General features: G+C 66.3%; 27 protein-coding genes and 1 pseudogene. 1 reads left to right on the top strand and 27 read right to left on the bottom strand.

Features of this window, described 5'->3' with window-relative positions; translation table 11 throughout:
- Positions 1 to 17: 17 nt before the first annotated feature.
- The 7 genes from OX958_RS06270 to OX958_RS06240 all read right to left on the bottom strand — a co-directional run bounded on the left by OX958_RS06270 (position 18) and on the right by OX958_RS06240 (position 3,632).
- Entirely contained in the window at positions 18 to 1,043 is a 1,026-nt protein-coding gene (locus OX958_RS06270; protein ID WP_020388081.1) for a DNA-directed RNA polymerase subunit alpha, read from the bottom strand.
- A 104-nt stretch (positions 1,044 to 1,147) separates the two neighbouring features.
- Positions 1,148 to 1,756 carry a 30S ribosomal protein S4 gene (gene rpsD, locus OX958_RS06265; RefSeq protein WP_020388082.1) on the bottom strand — a complete coding sequence of 203 codons (609 nt, stop codon included), beginning with the start codon at positions 1,754 to 1,756 and terminating at the stop codon, positions 1,148 to 1,150.
- A gap of 25 nt (positions 1,757 to 1,781) precedes the next feature.
- Complete coding sequence (gene rpsK / locus OX958_RS06260) at positions 1,782 to 2,189, bottom strand: 30S ribosomal protein S11 (protein WP_270136203.1); 408 nt, start codon at positions 2,187 to 2,189, stop codon at positions 1,782 to 1,784.
- A 38-nt stretch (positions 2,190 to 2,227) separates the two neighbouring features.
- Entirely contained in the window at positions 2,228 to 2,599 is a 372-nt protein-coding gene (gene rpsM / locus OX958_RS06255) for a 30S ribosomal protein S13 (RefSeq protein ID WP_012923660.1), read from the bottom strand.
- Positions 2,600 to 2,782: 183 nt separating this feature from the next.
- Positions 2,783 to 2,896, bottom strand: a complete 114-nt coding sequence (rpmJ, locus tag OX958_RS06250; RefSeq protein WP_008361054.1) for a 50S ribosomal protein L36 — start codon at positions 2,894 to 2,896, stop codon at positions 2,783 to 2,785.
- A gap of 29 nt (positions 2,897 to 2,925) precedes the next feature.
- Positions 2,926 to 3,147: a translation initiation factor IF-1 gene (infA, locus tag OX958_RS06245; RefSeq protein ID WP_012923661.1), complete on the bottom strand. Its 222-nt coding sequence runs from the start codon at positions 3,145 to 3,147 to the stop codon at positions 2,926 to 2,928.
- A gap of 146 nt (positions 3,148 to 3,293) precedes the next feature.
- Entirely contained in the window at positions 3,294 to 3,632 is a 339-nt protein-coding gene (locus OX958_RS06240; RefSeq protein WP_270136202.1) for a winged helix-turn-helix transcriptional regulator, read from the bottom strand.
- An 82-nt stretch (positions 3,633 to 3,714) separates the two neighbouring features.
- On the opposite strand from OX958_RS06240, the gene OX958_RS06235 reads away from it, so the two are divergent.
- A complete protein-coding gene (locus OX958_RS06235) occupies positions 3,715 to 4,584 on the top strand; it encodes an NAD(P)-dependent oxidoreductase (RefSeq protein ID WP_270136201.1) in 870 nt (289 codons plus the stop codon).
- Here the strand turns inward: OX958_RS06235 and OX958_RS06230 are convergent.
- From OX958_RS06230 to rplV, 20 genes and pseudogenes are all read right to left on the bottom strand, one after another.
- Entirely contained in the window at positions 4,581 to 5,357 is a 777-nt protein-coding gene (locus tag OX958_RS06230) for a hypothetical protein (protein WP_270136200.1), read from the bottom strand. The two genes, OX958_RS06235 and OX958_RS06230, sit on opposite strands and share 4 nt — an antisense overlap.
- A gap of 32 nt (positions 5,358 to 5,389) precedes the next feature.
- Positions 5,390 to 5,845 (bottom strand): DUF1707 SHOCT-like domain-containing protein, encoded by a 456-nt coding sequence (locus tag OX958_RS06225; protein ID WP_270136199.1) that lies wholly within the window; start codon positions 5,843 to 5,845, stop codon positions 5,390 to 5,392.
- A 66-nt stretch (positions 5,846 to 5,911) separates the two neighbouring features.
- Entirely contained in the window at positions 5,912 to 6,682 is a 771-nt protein-coding gene (gene map / locus OX958_RS06220) for a type I methionyl aminopeptidase (RefSeq protein WP_442913285.1), read from the bottom strand.
- Positions 6,683 to 6,745: 63 nt separating this feature from the next.
- Positions 6,746 to 7,318 (bottom strand): adenylate kinase, encoded by a 573-nt coding sequence (locus OX958_RS06215; protein WP_270136197.1) that lies wholly within the window; start codon positions 7,316 to 7,318, stop codon positions 6,746 to 6,748.
- Positions 7,318 to 8,619 (bottom strand): preprotein translocase subunit SecY, encoded by a 1,302-nt coding sequence (gene secY, locus OX958_RS06210; RefSeq protein WP_270136196.1) that lies wholly within the window; start codon positions 8,617 to 8,619, stop codon positions 7,318 to 7,320. The genes OX958_RS06215 and secY overlap by 1 nt, the downstream gene beginning before the upstream one ends.
- Before the next feature lie 136 nt (positions 8,620 to 8,755).
- Positions 8,756 to 9,196, bottom strand: a complete 441-nt coding sequence (gene rplO, locus OX958_RS06205) for a 50S ribosomal protein L15 (protein WP_270136195.1) — start codon at positions 9,194 to 9,196, stop codon at positions 8,756 to 8,758.
- 1 nt (position 9,197) lies between these two features.
- Positions 9,198 to 9,380, bottom strand: coding sequence for a 50S ribosomal protein L30 (gene rpmD / locus OX958_RS06200; protein ID WP_020388092.1), 183 nt, complete (start codon positions 9,378 to 9,380; stop codon positions 9,198 to 9,200).
- Positions 9,380 to 9,979, bottom strand: coding sequence for a 30S ribosomal protein S5 (rpsE, locus tag OX958_RS06195; RefSeq protein ID WP_020388093.1), 600 nt, complete (start codon positions 9,977 to 9,979; stop codon positions 9,380 to 9,382). The genes rpmD and rpsE overlap by 1 nt, the downstream gene beginning before the upstream one ends.
- A gap of 33 nt (positions 9,980 to 10,012) precedes the next feature.
- Positions 10,013 to 10,396, bottom strand: a complete 384-nt coding sequence (gene rplR / locus OX958_RS06190) for a 50S ribosomal protein L18 (protein WP_270136194.1) — start codon at positions 10,394 to 10,396, stop codon at positions 10,013 to 10,015.
- Entirely contained in the window at positions 10,396 to 10,938 is a 543-nt protein-coding gene (rplF, locus tag OX958_RS06185) for a 50S ribosomal protein L6 (RefSeq protein WP_270136193.1), read from the bottom strand. The genes rplR and rplF overlap by 1 nt, the downstream gene beginning before the upstream one ends.
- Positions 10,939 to 10,965: 27 nt before the next feature.
- Positions 10,966 to 11,373 carry a 30S ribosomal protein S8 gene (rpsH, locus tag OX958_RS06180; RefSeq protein WP_270136192.1) on the bottom strand — a complete coding sequence of 136 codons (408 nt, stop codon included), beginning with the start codon at positions 11,371 to 11,373 and terminating at the stop codon, positions 10,966 to 10,968.
- Between the two features lie 97 nt (positions 11,374 to 11,470).
- Complete coding sequence (locus tag OX958_RS06175; RefSeq protein WP_132167346.1) at positions 11,471 to 11,656, bottom strand: type Z 30S ribosomal protein S14; 186 nt, start codon at positions 11,654 to 11,656, stop codon at positions 11,471 to 11,473.
- Position 11,657: 1 nt separating this feature from the next.
- Positions 11,658 to 12,230: a 50S ribosomal protein L5 gene (gene rplE / locus OX958_RS06170; protein WP_270136191.1), complete on the bottom strand. Its 573-nt coding sequence runs from the start codon at positions 12,228 to 12,230 to the stop codon at positions 11,658 to 11,660.
- On the bottom strand, positions 12,230 to 12,637 hold the full coding sequence (gene rplX, locus OX958_RS06165; RefSeq protein WP_270136190.1) for a 50S ribosomal protein L24: 408 nt from the start codon (positions 12,635 to 12,637) through the stop codon (positions 12,230 to 12,232). The genes rplE and rplX overlap by 1 nt, the downstream gene beginning before the upstream one ends.
- A 1-nt stretch (position 12,638) precedes the next feature.
- Positions 12,639 to 13,007: a 50S ribosomal protein L14 gene (gene rplN / locus OX958_RS06160; RefSeq protein WP_020388099.1), complete on the bottom strand. Its 369-nt coding sequence runs from the start codon at positions 13,005 to 13,007 to the stop codon at positions 12,639 to 12,641.
- Positions 13,008 to 13,098: 91 nt separating this feature from the next.
- The gene (gene rpsQ, locus OX958_RS06155; RefSeq protein ID WP_270136189.1) at positions 13,099 to 13,398 is read right to left on the bottom strand and encodes a 30S ribosomal protein S17; all 300 of its coding nucleotides are present in this window, start codon (positions 13,396 to 13,398) and stop codon (positions 13,099 to 13,101) included.
- Positions 13,395 to 13,697 carry a 50S ribosomal protein L29 gene (gene rpmC / locus OX958_RS06150; RefSeq protein WP_270136188.1) on the bottom strand — a complete coding sequence of 101 codons (303 nt, stop codon included), beginning with the start codon at positions 13,695 to 13,697 and terminating at the stop codon, positions 13,395 to 13,397. The genes rpsQ and rpmC overlap by 4 nt, the downstream gene beginning before the upstream one ends.
- The gene (rplP, locus tag OX958_RS06145; RefSeq protein WP_270136187.1) at positions 13,697 to 14,116 is read right to left on the bottom strand and encodes a 50S ribosomal protein L16; all 420 of its coding nucleotides are present in this window, start codon (positions 14,114 to 14,116) and stop codon (positions 13,697 to 13,699) included. Before rplP ends, rpmC begins: the two co-directional genes overlap by 1 nt.
- A gap of 3 nt (positions 14,117 to 14,119) precedes the next feature.
- The gene (gene rpsC / locus OX958_RS06140) at positions 14,120 to 14,983 is read right to left on the bottom strand and encodes a 30S ribosomal protein S3 (protein ID WP_270136186.1); all 864 of its coding nucleotides are present in this window, start codon (positions 14,981 to 14,983) and stop codon (positions 14,120 to 14,122) included.
- Positions 14,984 to 15,060: 77 nt separating this feature from the next.
- Positions 15,061 to 15,525, bottom strand: a pseudogene (gene rplV, locus OX958_RS06135) (50S ribosomal protein L22); the annotation flags it as partial.
- Positions 15,526 to 15,550 lie beyond the last annotated feature (25 nt).

The following is a 15,550-nucleotide window of genomic DNA, read 5'->3' as shown; positions in this document are numbered from 1 at the left end:
GGATGGGCCTTGCTAGCTCAGTACTGCTCGGTCTCGGCGAAGCTCTCGTCCTCGTCCTCGGCGTCGTCGCCATAGGCCTCAGCGGCGGCGCGCAGGTCGAAGCCGGGGGGCGAGTCCTTCAGCGACAGGCCCATCTCGGCCAGCTTCAGCTTGACCTCGTCGATCGACTTGGAGCCGAAGTTGCGGATGTCCAGCAGGTCCTGCTCGCTGCGCGAGATCAGTTCACCCACGGTGTGGATGCCCTCACGCTTGAGGCAGTTGTAGGACCGGACGGTCAGCTGCAGGTCCTCGACCGGCAGCGCCAGGTCGGCCGCCATCTGCTCGTCGACCGGCGACGGGCCGATGTCGATGCCCTCGGCCTCGACGTTCAGCTCACGGGCCAGACCGAACAGCTCGACCAGGGTCTTACCGGCCGACGCGACGGCGTCGCGGGGCAGCATCGACGGCTTGGTCTCGACGTCCACGACGAGACGGTCGAAGTCGGTGCGCTGCTCGACCCGGGTCGCCTCGACCTTGTAGGTGACCTTCAGGACCGGGGAGTAGATCGAGTCGACCGGCATCCGGCCGATCTCGGCGTCCGCGGACTTGTTCTGGACCGCGGAGACGTAGCCGCGACCGCGCTCGACGACCAGCTCCATCTCGAGCCGGCCCTTCTCGTTCAGGGTGGCGATCTTCAGGTCCGGGTTGTGCACCTCGACACCGGCCGGCGGCGCGATGTCGGCGGCGGTGACGTCACCGGGGCCCTGCTTGCGCAGGTACATGGTGACGGGCTCGTCGTGCTCGGAGGAGACGACCAGGTCCTTGAGGTTCAGGATCAGCTGGGTGGCGTCCTCCTTCACCCCGGCGACGGTGGAGAACTCGTGCAGTACCCCGTCGACCTTGATGCTGGTCACCGCCGCGCCCGGGATGGACGACAGCAGGGTACGGCGGATGGAGTTGCCGAGGGTGTAACCGAAGCCCGGCTCCAGCGGCTCGATCACGAACCGCGAGCGGTGCTCGTCGACGACCTCTTCGGCCAGGGTGGGACGCTGCGCAATAAGCACTTTCTATTCTTCCTTCTAGTTCCGCGACGACCACTATTTGAGGTCGCAGAGTGAAGAAACGACCTGCCCCGCCGGCAGCCCGGAAGCCGCCGGCGGGGACAGGATCAGTTCTTCGAGTAGAGCTCGACGATCAGGTGCTCGGCGACCTGGGTGTCGATCTGTGCCCGGGTGGGCAGCTGGTGCACGAGGATCCGCAGCCGCTCGGGCAGCGCCTCGAGCCAGGCCGGAACCACTCGCTCGGAGTGGGTCTCCCTGGCGATGATGAACGGCGTCATCTCGACCGACTTCGGCCGGACGTCGATCACGTCGTGCGCCGAAACGCGGTACGACGGGATGTTCACCTTGATGCCGTTCACGGTGAAGTGACCGTGTACGACGAGCTGACGCGCCTGCCGACGGGTCCGGGCCAGGCCGGCGCGGTAGACGACGTTGTCGAGGCGGGACTCGAGGATGATCAGCAGGTTGTCACCGGTCTTACCAGGACGGCGCGAGGCCTCCTTGTAGTACAGGCTGAACTGCTTCTCGAGCACGCCGTAGGCGTAACGAGCCTTCTGCTTCTCACGAAGCTGGAGCAGGTACTCGCTCTCCTTGGGACGGCCGCGGCCGTGCATACCCGGGGGGTACGGACGACGCTCGAACGCCTTGTCGCCACCGACGAGGTCGACCCCGAGACGGCGCGACTTCTTGGTCATGGGTCCGGTGTAACGGGCCATTGTTAGCTACCTGCCTCTCTCTGGATCAGACCCGGCGCCGCTTGGGAGGGCGGCAGCCGTTGTGGGCGGTCGGGGTGACGTCCTGGATGGTGCCGACCTCGAGGCCGACCGCACCCAGCGAACGGATCGCGGTCTCACGGCCGGAGCCGGGGCCCTTGACGAAGACGTCGATCTTCTTCATGCCGTGCTCCATCGCGCGCCGGCCGGCCGCCTCGGCGGCCATCTGCGCGGCGAACGGGGTCGACTTGCGCGAACCCTTGAAGCCGACGGTGCCGGCGGAGGCCCACGAGATGACCGCGCCGGTCGGATCGGTGATCGTCACGATCGTGTTGTTGAACGTGCTCTTGATGTGCGCGTGGCCGACGGCCACGTTCTTCTTCTCCTTGCGGCGCACCTTCTTCGCGCCGGCCGCGGTGCGGCTCTTGGGAGGCATAGGTCAGATACTCCTGGAGTGGTCGACGGTCATCCGGGTCACTTCTTCTTCTTGCCGGCGATCGCCTTGCGACGACCCTTACGGCTGCGGGCGTTGGTCCGCGTGCGCTGACCACGCACCGGCAGGCCGCTGCGGTGCCGGCGACCCTGGTACGACCCGATCTCGATCTTGCGGCGGATGTCCGCAGTCACCTCACGACGGAGGTCACCTTCGATCTTGTAGTTGCCTTCGATCCAGTCCCGGAGCTTGACCAGCTCCTCGTCGCCCAGTTCGTGGACGCGCTTGTCACCGGAGATGCCGGTGGCTTCGAGCGTCTTCAGGGCGCGAGTGCGACCTACACCGAAGATGTAGGTGAGAGCGACCTCGATGCGCTTGTCGCGCGGCAGGTCGACTCCTACGAGGCGTGCCATGTGGCGGTGTTCCTTTCGTCGGCAGAGGTGTGGTGGCGCGCCGCGTCCTTGCCCGCCTCGGTGAGTTGATCACCGGCAAGGCCCCGGCCTCTGTTCCGGGGGCAGCATCCAGCTTGGTGCGGTGCTGGACGAGCGTGCGCGCTGTTGTGGTGCGAAAGTGCAGGAAACGCGAGTGGGGCTGGATCAGCCTTGCCGCTGCTTGTGCCGCGGGTTCTCGCAGATCACCATGACCCGGCCGTGACGGCGGATCACCTTGCACTTGTCGCAGATCTTCTTGACGCTCGGATTGACCTTCATCGAGCTTCTTTCTTCGACAGGTGGCTTGGTTACTTGTACCGGTAGACGATGCGACCCCGGGTGAGGTCGTACGGCGACAGCTCCACGACGACCCGATCCTCGGGGAGGATCCGGATGTAGTGCTGCCTCATCTTGCCGCTGATGTGCGCGAGCACCTTGTGCCCGTTGGACAGCTCAACACGGAACATCGCGTTCGGCAGGGCCTCGACGATGGTGCCCTCGAGTTCGATTACTCCCTCTTTTTTGGGCATGTCCTCGCACTTCTGTAGACGACAACTGAATGGTGGTACTGCCTTCCGGCGCCGCACTGGGCAGCACGAGAAGAGGCCACGAAGGGCCAAGGAAAGAGTTTACGCCACTCCCCCAGGAAAAACCCAATCGGGCCTCAGGACCGCCCTCAGCAGGGGCGGGAGGCCTCGATCTCGGTCAGGTGGTCGGCGCCCCACCGGTCCAGCGGGAGCAGCGCCACGTTGAGTGATTCACCGAGCGTGGTCAGAGAGTACTCGACCTTGGGCGGAACCTGGTGGAACACCTCGCGGTGGACGATCCGCCGGCTCTCCAGTTCGCGCAGCTGCTGGATCAGCATCTTCTCGGTCACCCCGGAGACGTCCTTGCGCAGCTCGCCGAACCGGCGCGGGCCGTGGCTCAGCGCCCACAGGATGCGCGGTTTCCACTTCCCGCCGATCACGTCCGCCGCGGCGTCCAGACCGCAGGTGTACGGCGTCGTCACTGCCATCGCTCATCCTTACCAATGGGTGAGTACCTGACAAAATAGTAGGTACTTGTCGACACTACAGTCGCGCACAAGGCTGGGGCGCATGAAGACTCCTGTCACCGTCCTGGGTCTCGGCGCGATGGGGACCGCCCTCGCCCGGACCTTCCTGGCCGCCGGCCACCCGGCCACCGTCTGGAACCGCACCCCCGGCCGCTCCCCCGAGCTCGACGCCCTCGGCGCCGTCCGGGCGAAGACGATCGGCGACGCGATCGCCGCGAGCCCGTTGCTCGTCACCTGCCTGCTGGACGACGCCTCGGTGCGCGACTCGCTCGGTCCCGTCGCCCCTGAGCTGTCCGGGCGGACTCTCGTCAACCTCACCAACGGCACGCCTGCTCAGGCCCGTCGCGCCGCCGAATGGGCCGCGCAGCAAGGGGCGCAGTACCTGGACGGCGGGATCATGGCCGTTCCCGCGATGATCGGCGGACCGGCCGCCTTCATCCTCTACAGCGGTTCGCCGGCAGCGTTCGAGCAGCATCGCGATGACCTCGCGGTACTGGCGAAACCGACGTACGTCGGCAGCGACGCCGGTCTTGCCGCCCTGCAGGATCTGGCTCTGCTCAGTGCGATGTACGGCATGTTCGGCGGCGTCGCCCACGCCCTCGCGATGGTCTCCAGCGAGAAACTCTCGCCGACCGCCTTCGCCACCGAGTTGCTGGTCCCTTGGCTGACCGCGATGCTCGGCTCGGTCACGCCGATGGCCAACGAGCTCGAGTACGGCGCGGCGCCGGGTGCGGCCGGCTCCAACCTCGCCATGCAGGCCGCAGCGTTCGGCAACTTCATCGACGCGTCCGAGGACCAGGGGGTGGATCCGCTGGTGCTGCTGCCGATCCAGCAGTTGCTCGACCGCGCAGTTGCCGAGGGCCACGGTGAGGAGGACATGGCCGTCCTGGTGCGGCTACTCGTCAAGAACTAAAGGGGTCTCGTCGCCAGCCACTGCTCGCCCGCTCGCCAGACGTGCTCCGGCATCAGGTCGAGCAGGTCGCAGGCCGCGTCGAGCTGCGCGAGCGCCGTACCGGTGTCGCGGTAGGCCGGCAGGATGACGACGAAGCGGCGTCCCTCGCAGCTGAAGCCGAACGGCGGGACCTGCGCCAGGGCCTCGACGGCCCGTGGGTGCAGTACTTGGAGCGCCAGATCCTCACGGCCGTTGAAGAGTTGGTAGGCGCTGGGCAAGCCCTCGACGACGAGCTTGATCGGCAGCAGGCTGGCCGCGGCGGCCGGCGCCAGCGAGGACGGCAGGATCTGCAGCGGCGGCAACGGCCGGTCGACGGCCAGGTCGAGAAAGTCGAAGCCCAGTTGGCGTCTGCCGACCCGATGCCGGAAGCAGCCGGTCAGCAGTTCACGACCGCGATGCCGGCCAGTGGTGACGTCGAAGACCTCGGCTTCGGGGTCAGCGCTGAACGGCGGGAACGGCCAGCGCTCCAGCACCGTCGGCCCGGCCACGTCGAGCTCCCAGCCGAGCTGCTCCGCAGCCGCTGCCCAGGCTCGCCGCAGCCGCCTGTCCGCCAGTCGTGCTGCCACGGTGCAGAGCACCAGCACCAGGAACCAGCCCAGCACCAGCCAGCCGACCCAGCGCGGTTCGAGCAGCAGACCGATGATGGCCAGCGGGACAGCGATCGCGAACCACAGGACGTAGACCAGCGCCGACCCCTGCCGCAGTTGCCACACCCAGTCCGGCCTCAGCCGCAAACGCCGGGGGTGGCGACTGACCGGGGCCGCTGTCAACGTCGCTTTCCGAGCTGGCCCATGGCGATGATCGCCCACGGGATGAGCAGCCAGAGCGGCCAGAAATGCGGCCAGTTGCCGCCGTTGGCCACTCCGATGACGCCCCAGATCAGCACGTTGAGGGCCACCACGCCGGTGAAGCCACCGCCGAGATTCCGCAGGCCGTGGCTTTCTGCCTGCTTGCTCCGCTGCCGCTCGGGGAACTCACCGGGCGCCGGGGCGGGAGTGGCGTTCTGGACGACCGCGGGGGTCTGGTAAGTCCGCACCGGGGGCAGGTCCCGCACCAGCGGCTCCAGCTCGCCATACGTCTGTACGGCGTACAGCTGGTCGAGCCGCGAGGAGAACTCGGGCTGATCCAGCCGGCCGTCGGCGAAGGCGTCCCGCAACCGCCCGGCGATCTTCTCGCGGTCGGCCTCGGTGAATCGCTGGTGTGGCTGGTACTGACTGGGCATGCCTCAAGTGTGCCTCAGCCAGGGACCGCCTGCGTCCCCCGATGGGCGGACCCCCGGAGACTTAAGTCAGTCGGCGAGGGGACCGAAGGTGACGCCGAGTTCCTTGAGCTTGGCCTCGCCGCCGTCGAGCGCGGTCAGCACCCACGGGCCCTGCGGCGTCAGCGTGAACGTGTGCTCGGTGTGGGCCGAGGCCAGACCGTCGTCGGTGACGACCGTCCAGTCGTCCTCGAGCGTGTGGTTGTCCTGCCGGCCCAGCGTGATCATCGGCTCGACCGCGAGCGCGAGACCCTCGACCAGCTTCGGGCCCTTGCCGGCCTTGCCGAAGTTCGGCACGTTCGGCGGCTGGTGCATCGCCGAGCCGATCCCGTGCCCGACGAAGTCCTCGACGATCCCGTACGCCGAGTTGGCCCGCACGTAGCCTTCGACGGCCGCCGAGATGTCGGTCAGCCGGCCACCGAGCGACGCGGCGGCGAAACCACGCCACATCGACTCCTCGCAGATCCTGGCCAGCTCGAGCAGTTCCGGCGCGGCCTGGCCGACCGGCACCGTGATGGCGGCGTCGCCGTGCCAGCCGTCGACGATCGCGCCACAGTCGATCGAGATCAGATCGCCTTCGGCCAGTACCCGGTCACCGGGGATGCCGTGCACGATCTCCTCGTTCACCGACGCGCAGATGGAGCCGGTGAAGCCGTGGTAGCCCTTGAACGAAGGCGTCGCACCCGCCGAACGGATGGCGTCCTCCGCGATCGCGTCGAGGTCACCGGTGCTGACACCGGGCTTCACCTCGCCGCGGAGCAGTTCCAGCGTGCGGCCGACGACCAGGCCGGCCGCACGCATGGAGATGATCTGTTCGCGGGTCTTGATCTCGATCCCGCGGTCCCTGAAGATCACTGACTGCTCTTAACCTTCCAGTGTTTTCAAGGCCGTGAGCACGCGCTCGCTGACCTCTTCGATCTCACCGACGCCGTCGACCTCGACCAGCAGACCGCGCTGGGCGTAGACCCGCAGCAGCGGCTTCGTCTCGGCGGCGTAGACCTCCTGGCGGTGCCGGATGACGTCCTCGGAGTCGTCGGACCGGCCGTCGACCTTGGCCCGGCGCAGCATCCGGTCCACCAGCACGTCGGTGTCCGCGACCAGCGCGACCACCGCGTCCAGCTGGTGGCCGTGCTCGGCCAGGATGTCGTCCAGCGTGCCGACCTGGGGCAACGTGCGGGGGTACCCGTCGAGCAGGAACCCCTCACCCGCGTCCGCCTCCGACAACCGGTCGCGCACCATTGCGTTGGTGACCTCGTCGGGGACGTAGTTGCCCGCGTCCATGTACCGCTTCGCCTCGAGACCGAGTGCGGTCTCGTCCTTCACGTTCGCGCGGAAAATGTCGCCGGTGGATACCGCCGGGATCCCGAGCCGGTCCGCAAGCACCTTTGCCTGCGTCCCCTTACCCGCTCCGGGCGGACCCATCAGCAACATTCTCATCAGCGCAGGAACCCTTCGTAATTACGTTGCTGCAGCTGCGACTCGATCTGCTTCACCGTGTCCAGACCGACGCCGACCATGATCAGGATCGACGTACCGCCGAACGGGAAGTTCTGGCTGGCGTTGAGCAGAACGAGGGCGACCAGCGGAATCATCGAGATGAACGCCAGGTAGATCGCGCCGGGCAACGTGATGCGGGACAGAACGTAGGAGAGGTACTCCTCGGTCGGTCGGCCCGCCCGGATCCCGGGAATGAAGCCGCCGTACTTCTTCATGTTGTCTGCAACTTCCTTCGGATTGAAGGTAATCGAGACGTAGAAGTACGTGAAGAAGATGATCAGGGCGATATACGTCACCATGTAGATCGGGTGATCACCCTTGACCAGGTTGCCCTGGATCCACTGGGCCCATTTCTCTTCCTGTTTGAACTGGCTGACCAGCACCGGCAGGTACATCAGGCTGGAGGCGAAGATGACCGGGATGACGCCGGCCTGGTTGACCTTCAGCGGGATGTAGGTCGAGGTACCGCCGAACATCTTGCGGCCGACCATCCGCTTGGCGTACTGCACCGGAATCCGGCGCTGTGCCTGCTCGATGAAGATCACCGCGGCCATGATCACCAGACCGATGATCAGCACGACCACGAAGGTGGCGACGCCCTTGGACTTGCGGATACCCCACAGCTGCGACGGGAAGGTCGCGACGATCTGGGTGAAGATCAGGATCGACATACCGTTGCCGACGCCACGATCGGTGATCAGCTCACCGAGCCACATCACGATGCCGGTACCGGCGGTCATGGTGAGCACCATCACGACGACCGGGAACCAGCCGTCCCTGTACAGCAGTGCCTCGTTGCAGCCCTGGAACAGCCGGCCGGGGGTGCGGGCCAGCGCGACGAACGCGGTGGCCTGCAGAACGGCCAGTCCGACGGTCAGGAACCGGGTGTACTGGGTGATCTTGGTCTGCCCCGCCTGGCCTTCCTTCTTCAGCGACTCCAACCGCGGGATGACCACGGTGAGCAGCTGCAGAATGATGCTGGCGGTGATGTACGGCATGATGCCCAGCGCGAAGATCGCGAGCTGCAGCAGTGCCCCACCCGAGAAGAGATTGATCAGGTTGTACAGGTTCGCGTTCGCACCGGACTGACTCACGTCGATACAGGTGCGCAGGGCCCGGACGTCGACGCCAGGGGCCGGCACGACCGAGCCGATCCGGAAGATCACGATGATGAAGAGCACGAACAAGATCTTCCGGCGCAGGTCCGGAGTCTTGAACGCGTTGGCAAAGGCGCCTAACACCCTGTCCTCCCACATGATTTACCTTGCCCCGGGCAGGGCAGGGGCCTAGCAAAGCAGCTGGGCAAGAGACGAACCAGGGCTCGTCCGAACTCCAGCGCACAATATACAAGCGCTGGCTCGCACGAGCCCTGGTAACTCACACCTCGGTCGTAGTTCCTCCGGCCGCCGCGATCTTCTCCTTGGCGGACTTCGAGAACTTGTGTACCGAAACTTGCAGAGCAACCGTGAGCTCGCCGTCTCCCAGTACCTTCACCGGGAGACTGTCACGGACCGCACCCTTGGCGACCAGGTCGGCTACGCCGATCTCGCCACCTTCGGGGAACAGCTGTCCGAGCTTGTCCAGGTTAACGACCTGGAACTCCACTCGGTTCCTGCTCTTGAAGCCCTTCAGCTTCGGAAGCCGCATGTGCAACGGCATCTGGCCACCCTCGAAGTTCTCGGGGATGTTGTTACGGGCCTTGCTGCCCTTGGTACCGCGGCCGGCCGTCTTGCCCTTGGAGCCCTCACCACGACCAACGCGGGTCTTGGCGGTCTTGGCTCCGGGCGCCGGACGCAGGTGATGAACCTTGAGCGCCATGTCAGTCAACCTCTTCGACGGTGATGAGGTGGCGAACCGCACGGACCATTCCGCGAACCTCGGGCTTGTCCTCGTGGACGGCGGTGTCGCCGATCCGCTTGACACCCAGGGTGCGCAGCGTGTCCCGCTGGTTCTGCTTGCCACCGATGCCGGAACGGGTCTGGGTCACCTTCAAGCGTGCCATCAGGAGATCCCCTCCGCCCGCGCCTTCAGCAGCGCCGCCGGGGCGACGTGCTCGACCGGCATGCCACGGCGCGCGGCCACGGCTTCCGGCGTCTCCAGGGCCTGCAGCGCGGCCACCGTGGCGTGCACCACGTTGATCGCGTTGGAGGACCCCAGCGACTTGCTCAGGATGTCGTGGATCCCGGCGCACTCCAGTACGGCGCGCGCCGAGCCACCCGCGATCACACCGGTACCAGGAGCGGCCGGACGCAGCATCACGACGCCTGCGGCCTTCTCGCCCTGCACCGGGTGCGGGATGGTGCCCTGGATCCTCGGCACCTTGAAGAACGACTTCTTGGCCTCCTCGACACCCTTGGCGATCGCCGCGGGCACCTCCTTGGCCTTTCCGTATCCAACACCGACGGTGCCTTCACCGTCGCCGACGACCACGAGGGCGGTGAAGCTGAAGCGACGACCACCCTTCACGACCTTGGCGACACGGTTGATGGCTACCACGCGCTCGATGTAGGCGGTCTTGTCAGCTGCCGCACCACGACCACCGTCGCGGTTACGGCGCTCACCACCGGCGCCGCCTCCGCGACGCTGCTGGCCTCCGCTCATTTCGAACTACCTTCTTCCTTTTGTGTCGCCATGTCAGAAGCCAAGGCCGCCCTCACGGGCGGCGTCGGCCAGGGCCGCGATGCGGCCGTGGTACTTGTTCCCGGCGCGGTCGAAGACGACCTCGTCGATGCCCGCGGCCTTGGCCCGGTCGGCGATCAGGCCGCCGACGGTCTTGGCCTTGTCGGTCTTGTTCGCCTCCGCACCGCGCAGGTCGGCCTCCATGGTGGAAGCCGACACCAGCGTGACGCCGGCGACGTCGTCGATGACCTGAGCGAACAGGTGCTTCGACGACTTGCTGACCACCAGGCGCGGCCGGACAGCCGTGCCGTTGACCTTCTTGCGGACGCGAATCTGGCGACGCAGCCGGGAAGAGGTCTTCTTGGCGGAGTGCTTGTTGTGACGCAGTCCGATCGCCATTACTTACCAGCCTTTCCGACCTTGCGGCGCACCTGCTCGCCCGCGTACCGCACACCCTTGCCCTTGTAGGGCTCCGGCTTACGCAGCTTGCGGATGTTGGCGGCGACCTCGCCGACCGACTGCTTGTCGATTCCCTGCACCGAGAACTTGGTCGGCGCCTCGACCACGAAGGTGATGCCCTCAGGGGCGTCCACCGTGATCGTGTGGCTGTAACCGAGCGAGAACTCCAGCTGGGTCGGTCCCTTGGCCAGGACGCGATATCCGACGCCGACGATCTCGAGCTTCTTCTCGTAGCCGTCCGTCACGCCGGTCACCAGGTTGGCGAGCAGCGTGCGGGACAGGCCGTGCAGTTCCTTGCTCTTGCGCTGGTCGTCCGGACGGGTGACGGCGAGAGTGCCGTCCTCGTCACGGTTGACCACGATGGGCTCAGCAACGCTGTGCGTGAGTTGGCCCTTGGGGCCCTTCACGGTGACCGTCTGGCCGTCGATCGTGACGTCGACGCCGGCCGGGACCGTGATCGGGAGCTTACCGATGCGAGACATGAGAGTGGTCCTCCTTCCGGTTCTTCGTCACCAGACGTAGGCGAGGACTTCCCCGCCAACGCCCTTGTTCTTGGCCTGCCGGTCGGTCAGGAGTCCTTGCGACGTCGAAATGATCGCGACGCCGAGGCCACCGAGCACCTTGGGCAGATTGGTCGACTTCGCGTACACCCGCAGGCCGGGCTTGCTGATCCGCCGTACACCGGCGATCGAGCGCTCACGGCTCGGGCCGAACTTCAGATCAACGACCAGGGTCTTGCCGACGGCGCCCTCTTTGGGCTCCTCGACCTGGTAGGAGGAGATGTAGCCCTCCTGCTGGAGGATGTCGGCGATGCCCTGCTTGATCTTGCTGTACGGCATCTGGGTCGACTCGTGATACGCCTGATTGGCGTTGCGCAGACGTGTCAGCATGTCTGCGATCGGGTCGGTCATCGTCATGGCCTGGGGCCTCTTTCCCGCCGTGGTTTCGCCTCATGGCGACCTACGGTGACTAGATTTTGAGTAGAGAGAAGAACGGAGCCGGCAGTACGGATGGTCACCAGCTGGACTTGGTGACACCGGGCAGCTCGCCCCGGTGTGCCATCTCGCGCAGGCAGATCCGGCACAGGCCGAACTTGCGGAAGACGGCCTTGGGGCGACCGCAGCGCTGGCAGCGCGTGTAACCACGCACCGCGAACTTCGGCGTACGGGCCTGCTTGACCTTGAGTGCTGTCTTCGCCACGTCAGTTCTCCTTGAACGGGAAGCCGAGCTGCCGCAGCAGCGCGCGCCCCTCGTCGTCGTTCTTGGCGGTGGTCACCACGGTGATGTCCATTCCGCGAACCCGGTCGATCTTGTCCTGGTTGATCTCGTGGAACATCACCTGCTCGGTCAGACCGAAGGTGTAGTTGCCGTTGCCGTCGAACTGCTTCGGGGACAGACCGCGGAAGTCGCGGATCCGGGGCAGCGCGAGCGAGAGCAACCGGTCCAGGAACTCCCACATCCGGTCGCCGCGCAGCGTGACGTGCGCGCCGATCGGCATGCCCTCACGCAGCTTGAACTGCGCGATCGACTTGCGGGCCTTGGTCACCGACGGCTTCTGGCCGGTGATCGCGGCCAGGTCCTTGATGGCACCGTCGATCAGCTTGGAGTCGCGAGCCGCCTCGCCGACACCCATGTTCACCACGATCTTGGTGAGTCCGGGCACCTGCATGACGTTCTCGAAGCTGAACTCCTCGTTCAGCTTCGCGACGATCTCTTCGCGGTACTTGGTCTTCAGCCGGGGCAACGTCTTCGCCTCGGGAGCTGCGGTGGTCATCAGATCTCCTCGCCGGTACGCCGCGAGATTCGAACGCTCCGGAAACCGGTGTACGTCGAACCGTCCGGGCGCCGCTTCTGCACCTCGACGCGGTTGTAGCCGACGCGGGTGGTCACCTTCTGCTTCTTGCCGTCCTTCTCGACCTCGACCAGAAGCATCACGTTGGAGACGTGGATCGGGGCTTCCTGGGTGACGATGCCACCCGTGGTGCCGCCGCGCTGGGCCTGCTGCACCTTGGTGTGCTTCTTGACCCGGTTGACGCCTTCGACGATGACCTTCTCGGCCTCGGGCAGGACCGAGATGATCTTGCCCTCGAGTCCCTTGGACTTGCCGGCGATCACGCGAACGAGATCACCCTTCTTGACGTGCAGCGAACGCTGCACCTTCTGCTGCGGCTTGTTAGCCATCTCAGAGCACCTCCGGAGCCAGCGAGATGATCTTCATGAACTTCTTCTCGCGCAATTCCCGGCCGACCGGCCCGAAGATGCGGGTACCGCGCGGCTCGCCGTCGGCCTTGAGGATCACCGCGGCGTTCTCGTCGAACCGGATGTAGGAGCCGTCCGGACGCCGGCGCTCCTTCACGGTGCGCACGATGACAGCCTTGACGACGTCGCCCTTCTTGACGCCGCCACCCGGGATCGCATCCTTGACGGTGGCGACGATCGTGTCACCGACACCGGCGTAGCGCCGACCGGAGCCACCGAGAACGCGGATGCACAAGATCTCCTTGGCACCCGTGTTGTCGGCGACCTTCAGTCGCGACTCCTGCTGGATCATTTGTTGATCTCCTGGTTGTCTCGCTGGTTCTCACGCTCGGTGAGCCTTGCGGAACGAATGATTTCGATTGGGTACTGCGAGGCGTCGTTGGTCACTTCGCCTTTTCGAGGATCTGCACGACGCGCCAGCGCTTGGTCGCCGACAGCGGCCGGGTCTCCATCAGGAGGACCCGGTCGCCGATCCCGGCGGCGTTCTGCTCGTCGTGCGCCTTCAGCTTGCTGGTGCGGCGGATGACCTTGCCGTACAGCTTGTGCTTGACCCGGTCCTCGACCTCGACGGTGACGGTCTTGTCCATCTTGTCGCTCAGCACCAGGCCCTCACGGGTCTTGCGGCTGCTGCGCGGCTTGTCGGTCGTCGTCACGGTCTCGTCCTTGGCTACGTTCTCGGTCATGCCTTGCTCCCAGCCTTCTCGCTGTCGTCCGCCTCAGCGGTCTCCTCAGCAGTGTCGTCAGCCGCCTCGGCCACGGGTGCTGAGTCAACCTCTTCGGTGATGCCGAGCGCCCGCTCGGTCAGCACCGTGTAGATGCGGGCGATGTCCTTGCGGACGGCACGCAGCCGGCCGTGGGACTCCAGCTGGCCCGTGGCGGCCTGGAAGCGGAGGTTGAACAGCTCCTCCTTGGCTTCACCGAGCTTCGTCAGAAGCTCGTCCTTGCCCAGGTTCCGCAGTTCGGCGGCAGTCAGGGTAGCCATCAGTTCTCACCTGACTCTCGGCTGATGAAGCGGCACTTCATCGGCAACTTGTGAATCGCGCGGCGCATGGCCTCGCGAGCGACGTCCTCGTCGACACCGGAGAGTTCGAACAGAACCCGGCCGGTCTTGACGTTCGCGATCCACCACTCGGGTGAACCCTTACCGGAACCCATCCGGGTCTCGGCCGGCTTCTTGGTCAGCGGGCGGTCCGGGTAGATGTTGATCCAGACCTTTCCGCCTCGCTTGATGTGCCGGGTCATCGCGATACGAGCGGACTCGATCTGCCGGTTGGTGACGTAGTGGTTCTCCAGAGCCTGGATACCGAAGTCACCGAAGGCGAGCGTGGTACCGCCCTTGGCAGCGCCGGAGCGCTTCGGGTGGTGCTGCTTGCGGTGCTTGACCTTGCGGGGGATGAGCACGGTTCAGCTCTCCGTTCCGGTCGTCTCGGCCGGCTTGTCGGCAGCCGGGGCGTCAGCCTTGGGAGCCTCGGCCTTCGCGGCCGGGGCGCCACCGTCACGACGGTCGCCACCGCGACCGCCACGGTCACCACCGCGACCACCACGGTCACGGTCGCCACCGCCACCACCGTCGCGGCGGGCCGGACGGCCACGCTGCTGGGTGGCGGCACGAGCGGCTGCCTGCGCCTCGCGCTCTGCGCGGGTGCCGGCGACGTCGCCCTTGTAGATCCAGACCTTCACGCCGATCCGGCCGAAGGTCGTCCGGGCCTCGTAGAAGCCGTAGTCGATGTCCGCGCGAAGGGTGTGCAGCGGCACCCGGCCTTCACGGTAGAACTCCGACCGCGACATCTCCGCGCCACCCAGACGGCCGGAGCACTGGATCCGGATGCCCAGGGCGCCGCCACGCATGGTGGTCTGCATCGCCTTGCGCATCGCGCGGCGGAACGCCACGCGGCCGGACAGCTGCTCCGCAACACCCTGGGCGACCAGCTGAGCGTCGACCTCGGCGTTCTTGACCTCGAGGATGTTCAGCTGCACCTGCTTGCCGGTGAGCTCCTCGAGGCTGCCACGGATCCGGTCCGCCTCGGCGCCGCGGCGGCCGATCACGATGCCCGGACGGGCGGTGTGGATGTCCACCCGGACCCGGTCACGGGTGCGCTCGATCTCCACTCGGGAGATACCGGCGCGCTCCATGCCCTTGCCCAGCAGGCGACGGATCTTGACGTCCTCGCCCACGTAGTCCTTGTAGAGCTTGTCGGCGTACCAACGGCTCTTGTGGTCCGTGCTGATGCCGAGTCGGAACCCGTGCGGGTTAACCTTCTGGCCCACTATCGGGTCTCCTTCTTCTCAGCCTTTTTGGCGGTCGCCTTCTTGGCCGGCGCCTTCTTGGCGGGGGCCTTCTTGGCCGCTGCCTTGACGTCGTCCTGCTTGGCGTCCGCCGACTTGGCGTCTGCCTTCTTGACCGGCGGCGCGACCTCGACCTTCGGGCCGACCACGATGGTGATGTGGCTGGTCCGCTTGTCGATCCGGGTGGCCCGGCCCTGTGCACGCGGGCGGTGACGCTTCAGCGTCGGTCCCTCGTCCACGAAGGCCTTCACCACGACCAGGTCGGTCCGGCTCAGGTGCTCGGTGCCCTCGGCGTTCGCCGCGGCGCTGTCGACGACCTTGTACACGGTCGCGGCAGCGGCCTGCGGGGCGAACTTCAGAGTGGCGAGTGCATCGTCGATGCCCATGCCGCGCACCAGGTCGACCACGCGGCGCGCCTTCATAGGCGTCACGCGGACGAAGCGCGCGACCGCGAAGGCCCCGGGCTCGTCGCCCAACAGGCTCTCGCGACGGGCACTGACGGCCCTACGCTCTTGAACGCTCATGATGTTCGAATCTCTCCGTAGGTTG

Source organism: Kribbella sp. CA-293567, from assembly GCF_027627575.1.
Taxonomy (GTDB): domain Bacteria; phylum Actinomycetota; class Actinomycetes; order Propionibacteriales; family Kribbellaceae; genus Kribbella.
The sequence above is the reverse complement of the archived record's forward strand: the minus strand, read 5'-3'. Positions and strand labels throughout refer to the sequence as shown.

Coding starts and splice junctions, on each gene's coding strand:
- rplE (WP_270136191.1), bottom strand. CDS start 12,230: ATGACCACCGCAGCTCCCGAGGCGAAGACGTTGCCCCGGCTGAAGACC.
- rplX (WP_270136190.1), bottom strand. CDS start 12,637: ATGGCTAACAAGCCGCAGCAGAAGGTGCAGCGTTCGCTGCACGTCAAG.
- rpmC (WP_270136188.1), bottom strand. CDS start 13,697: ATGGCTACCCTGACTGCCGCCGAACTGCGGAACCTGGGCAAGGACGAG.
- rpsQ (WP_270136189.1), bottom strand. CDS start 13,398: ATGACCGAGAACGTAGCCAAGGACGAGACCGTGACGACGACCGACAAG.
- map (WP_442913285.1), bottom strand. CDS start 6,682: ATGCGTGCGGCCGGCCTGGTCGTCGGCCGCACGCTGGAACTGCTCCGC.
- rpsD (WP_020388082.1), bottom strand. CDS start 1,756: ATGGCCCGTTACACCGGACCCATGACCAAGAAGTCGCGCCGTCTCGGG.
- rplF (WP_270136193.1), bottom strand. CDS start 10,938: ATGTCTCGCATCGGTAAGCTCCCGATCACGGTCCCGGCCGGCGTCGAC.
- OX958_RS06225 (WP_270136199.1), bottom strand. CDS start 5,845: ATGCCCAGTCAGTACCAGCCACACCAGCGATTCACCGAGGCCGACCGC.
- rplR (WP_270136194.1), bottom strand. CDS start 10,396: ATGGCGATCGGACTGCGTCACAACAAGCACTCCGCCAAGAAGACCTCT.
- rpsE (WP_020388093.1), bottom strand. CDS start 9,979: ATGAGCGGAGGCCAGCAGCGTCGCGGAGGCGGCGCCGGTGGTGAGCGC.
- rpsK (WP_270136203.1), bottom strand. CDS start 2,189: ATGCCTCCCAAGAGCCGCACCGCGGCCGGCGCGAAGAAGGTGCGCCGC.
- infA (WP_012923661.1), bottom strand. CDS start 3,147: ATGCCCAAAAAAGAGGGAGTAATCGAACTCGAGGGCACCATCGTCGAG.
- OX958_RS06215 (WP_270136197.1), bottom strand. CDS start 7,318: ATGAGAATGTTGCTGATGGGTCCGCCCGGAGCGGGTAAGGGGACGCAG.
- OX958_RS06235 (WP_270136201.1), top strand. CDS start 3,715: ATGAAGACTCCTGTCACCGTCCTGGGTCTCGGCGCGATGGGGACCGCC.
- OX958_RS06240 (WP_270136202.1), bottom strand. CDS start 3,632: ATGGCAGTGACGACGCCGTACACCTGCGGTCTGGACGCCGCGGCGGAC.
- rpsM (WP_012923660.1), bottom strand. CDS start 2,599: ATGGCACGCCTCGTAGGAGTCGACCTGCCGCGCGACAAGCGCATCGAG.
- rpsH (WP_270136192.1), bottom strand. CDS start 11,373: ATGACGATGACCGACCCGATCGCAGACATGCTGACACGTCTGCGCAAC.
- rpmD (WP_020388092.1), bottom strand. CDS start 9,380: ATGGCACGCTTGAAGGTGACCCAGACCCGTTCCGGCATCGGTGGCAAG.
- rplO (WP_270136195.1), bottom strand. CDS start 9,196: ATGGCGCTCAAGGTTCATCACCTGCGTCCGGCGCCCGGAGCCAAGACC.
- rpmJ (WP_008361054.1), bottom strand. CDS start 2,896: ATGAAGGTCAATCCGAGCGTCAAGAAGATCTGCGACAAGTGCAAGGTG.
- rplN (WP_020388099.1), bottom strand. CDS start 13,007: ATGATCCAGCAGGAGTCGCGACTGAAGGTCGCCGACAACACGGGTGCC.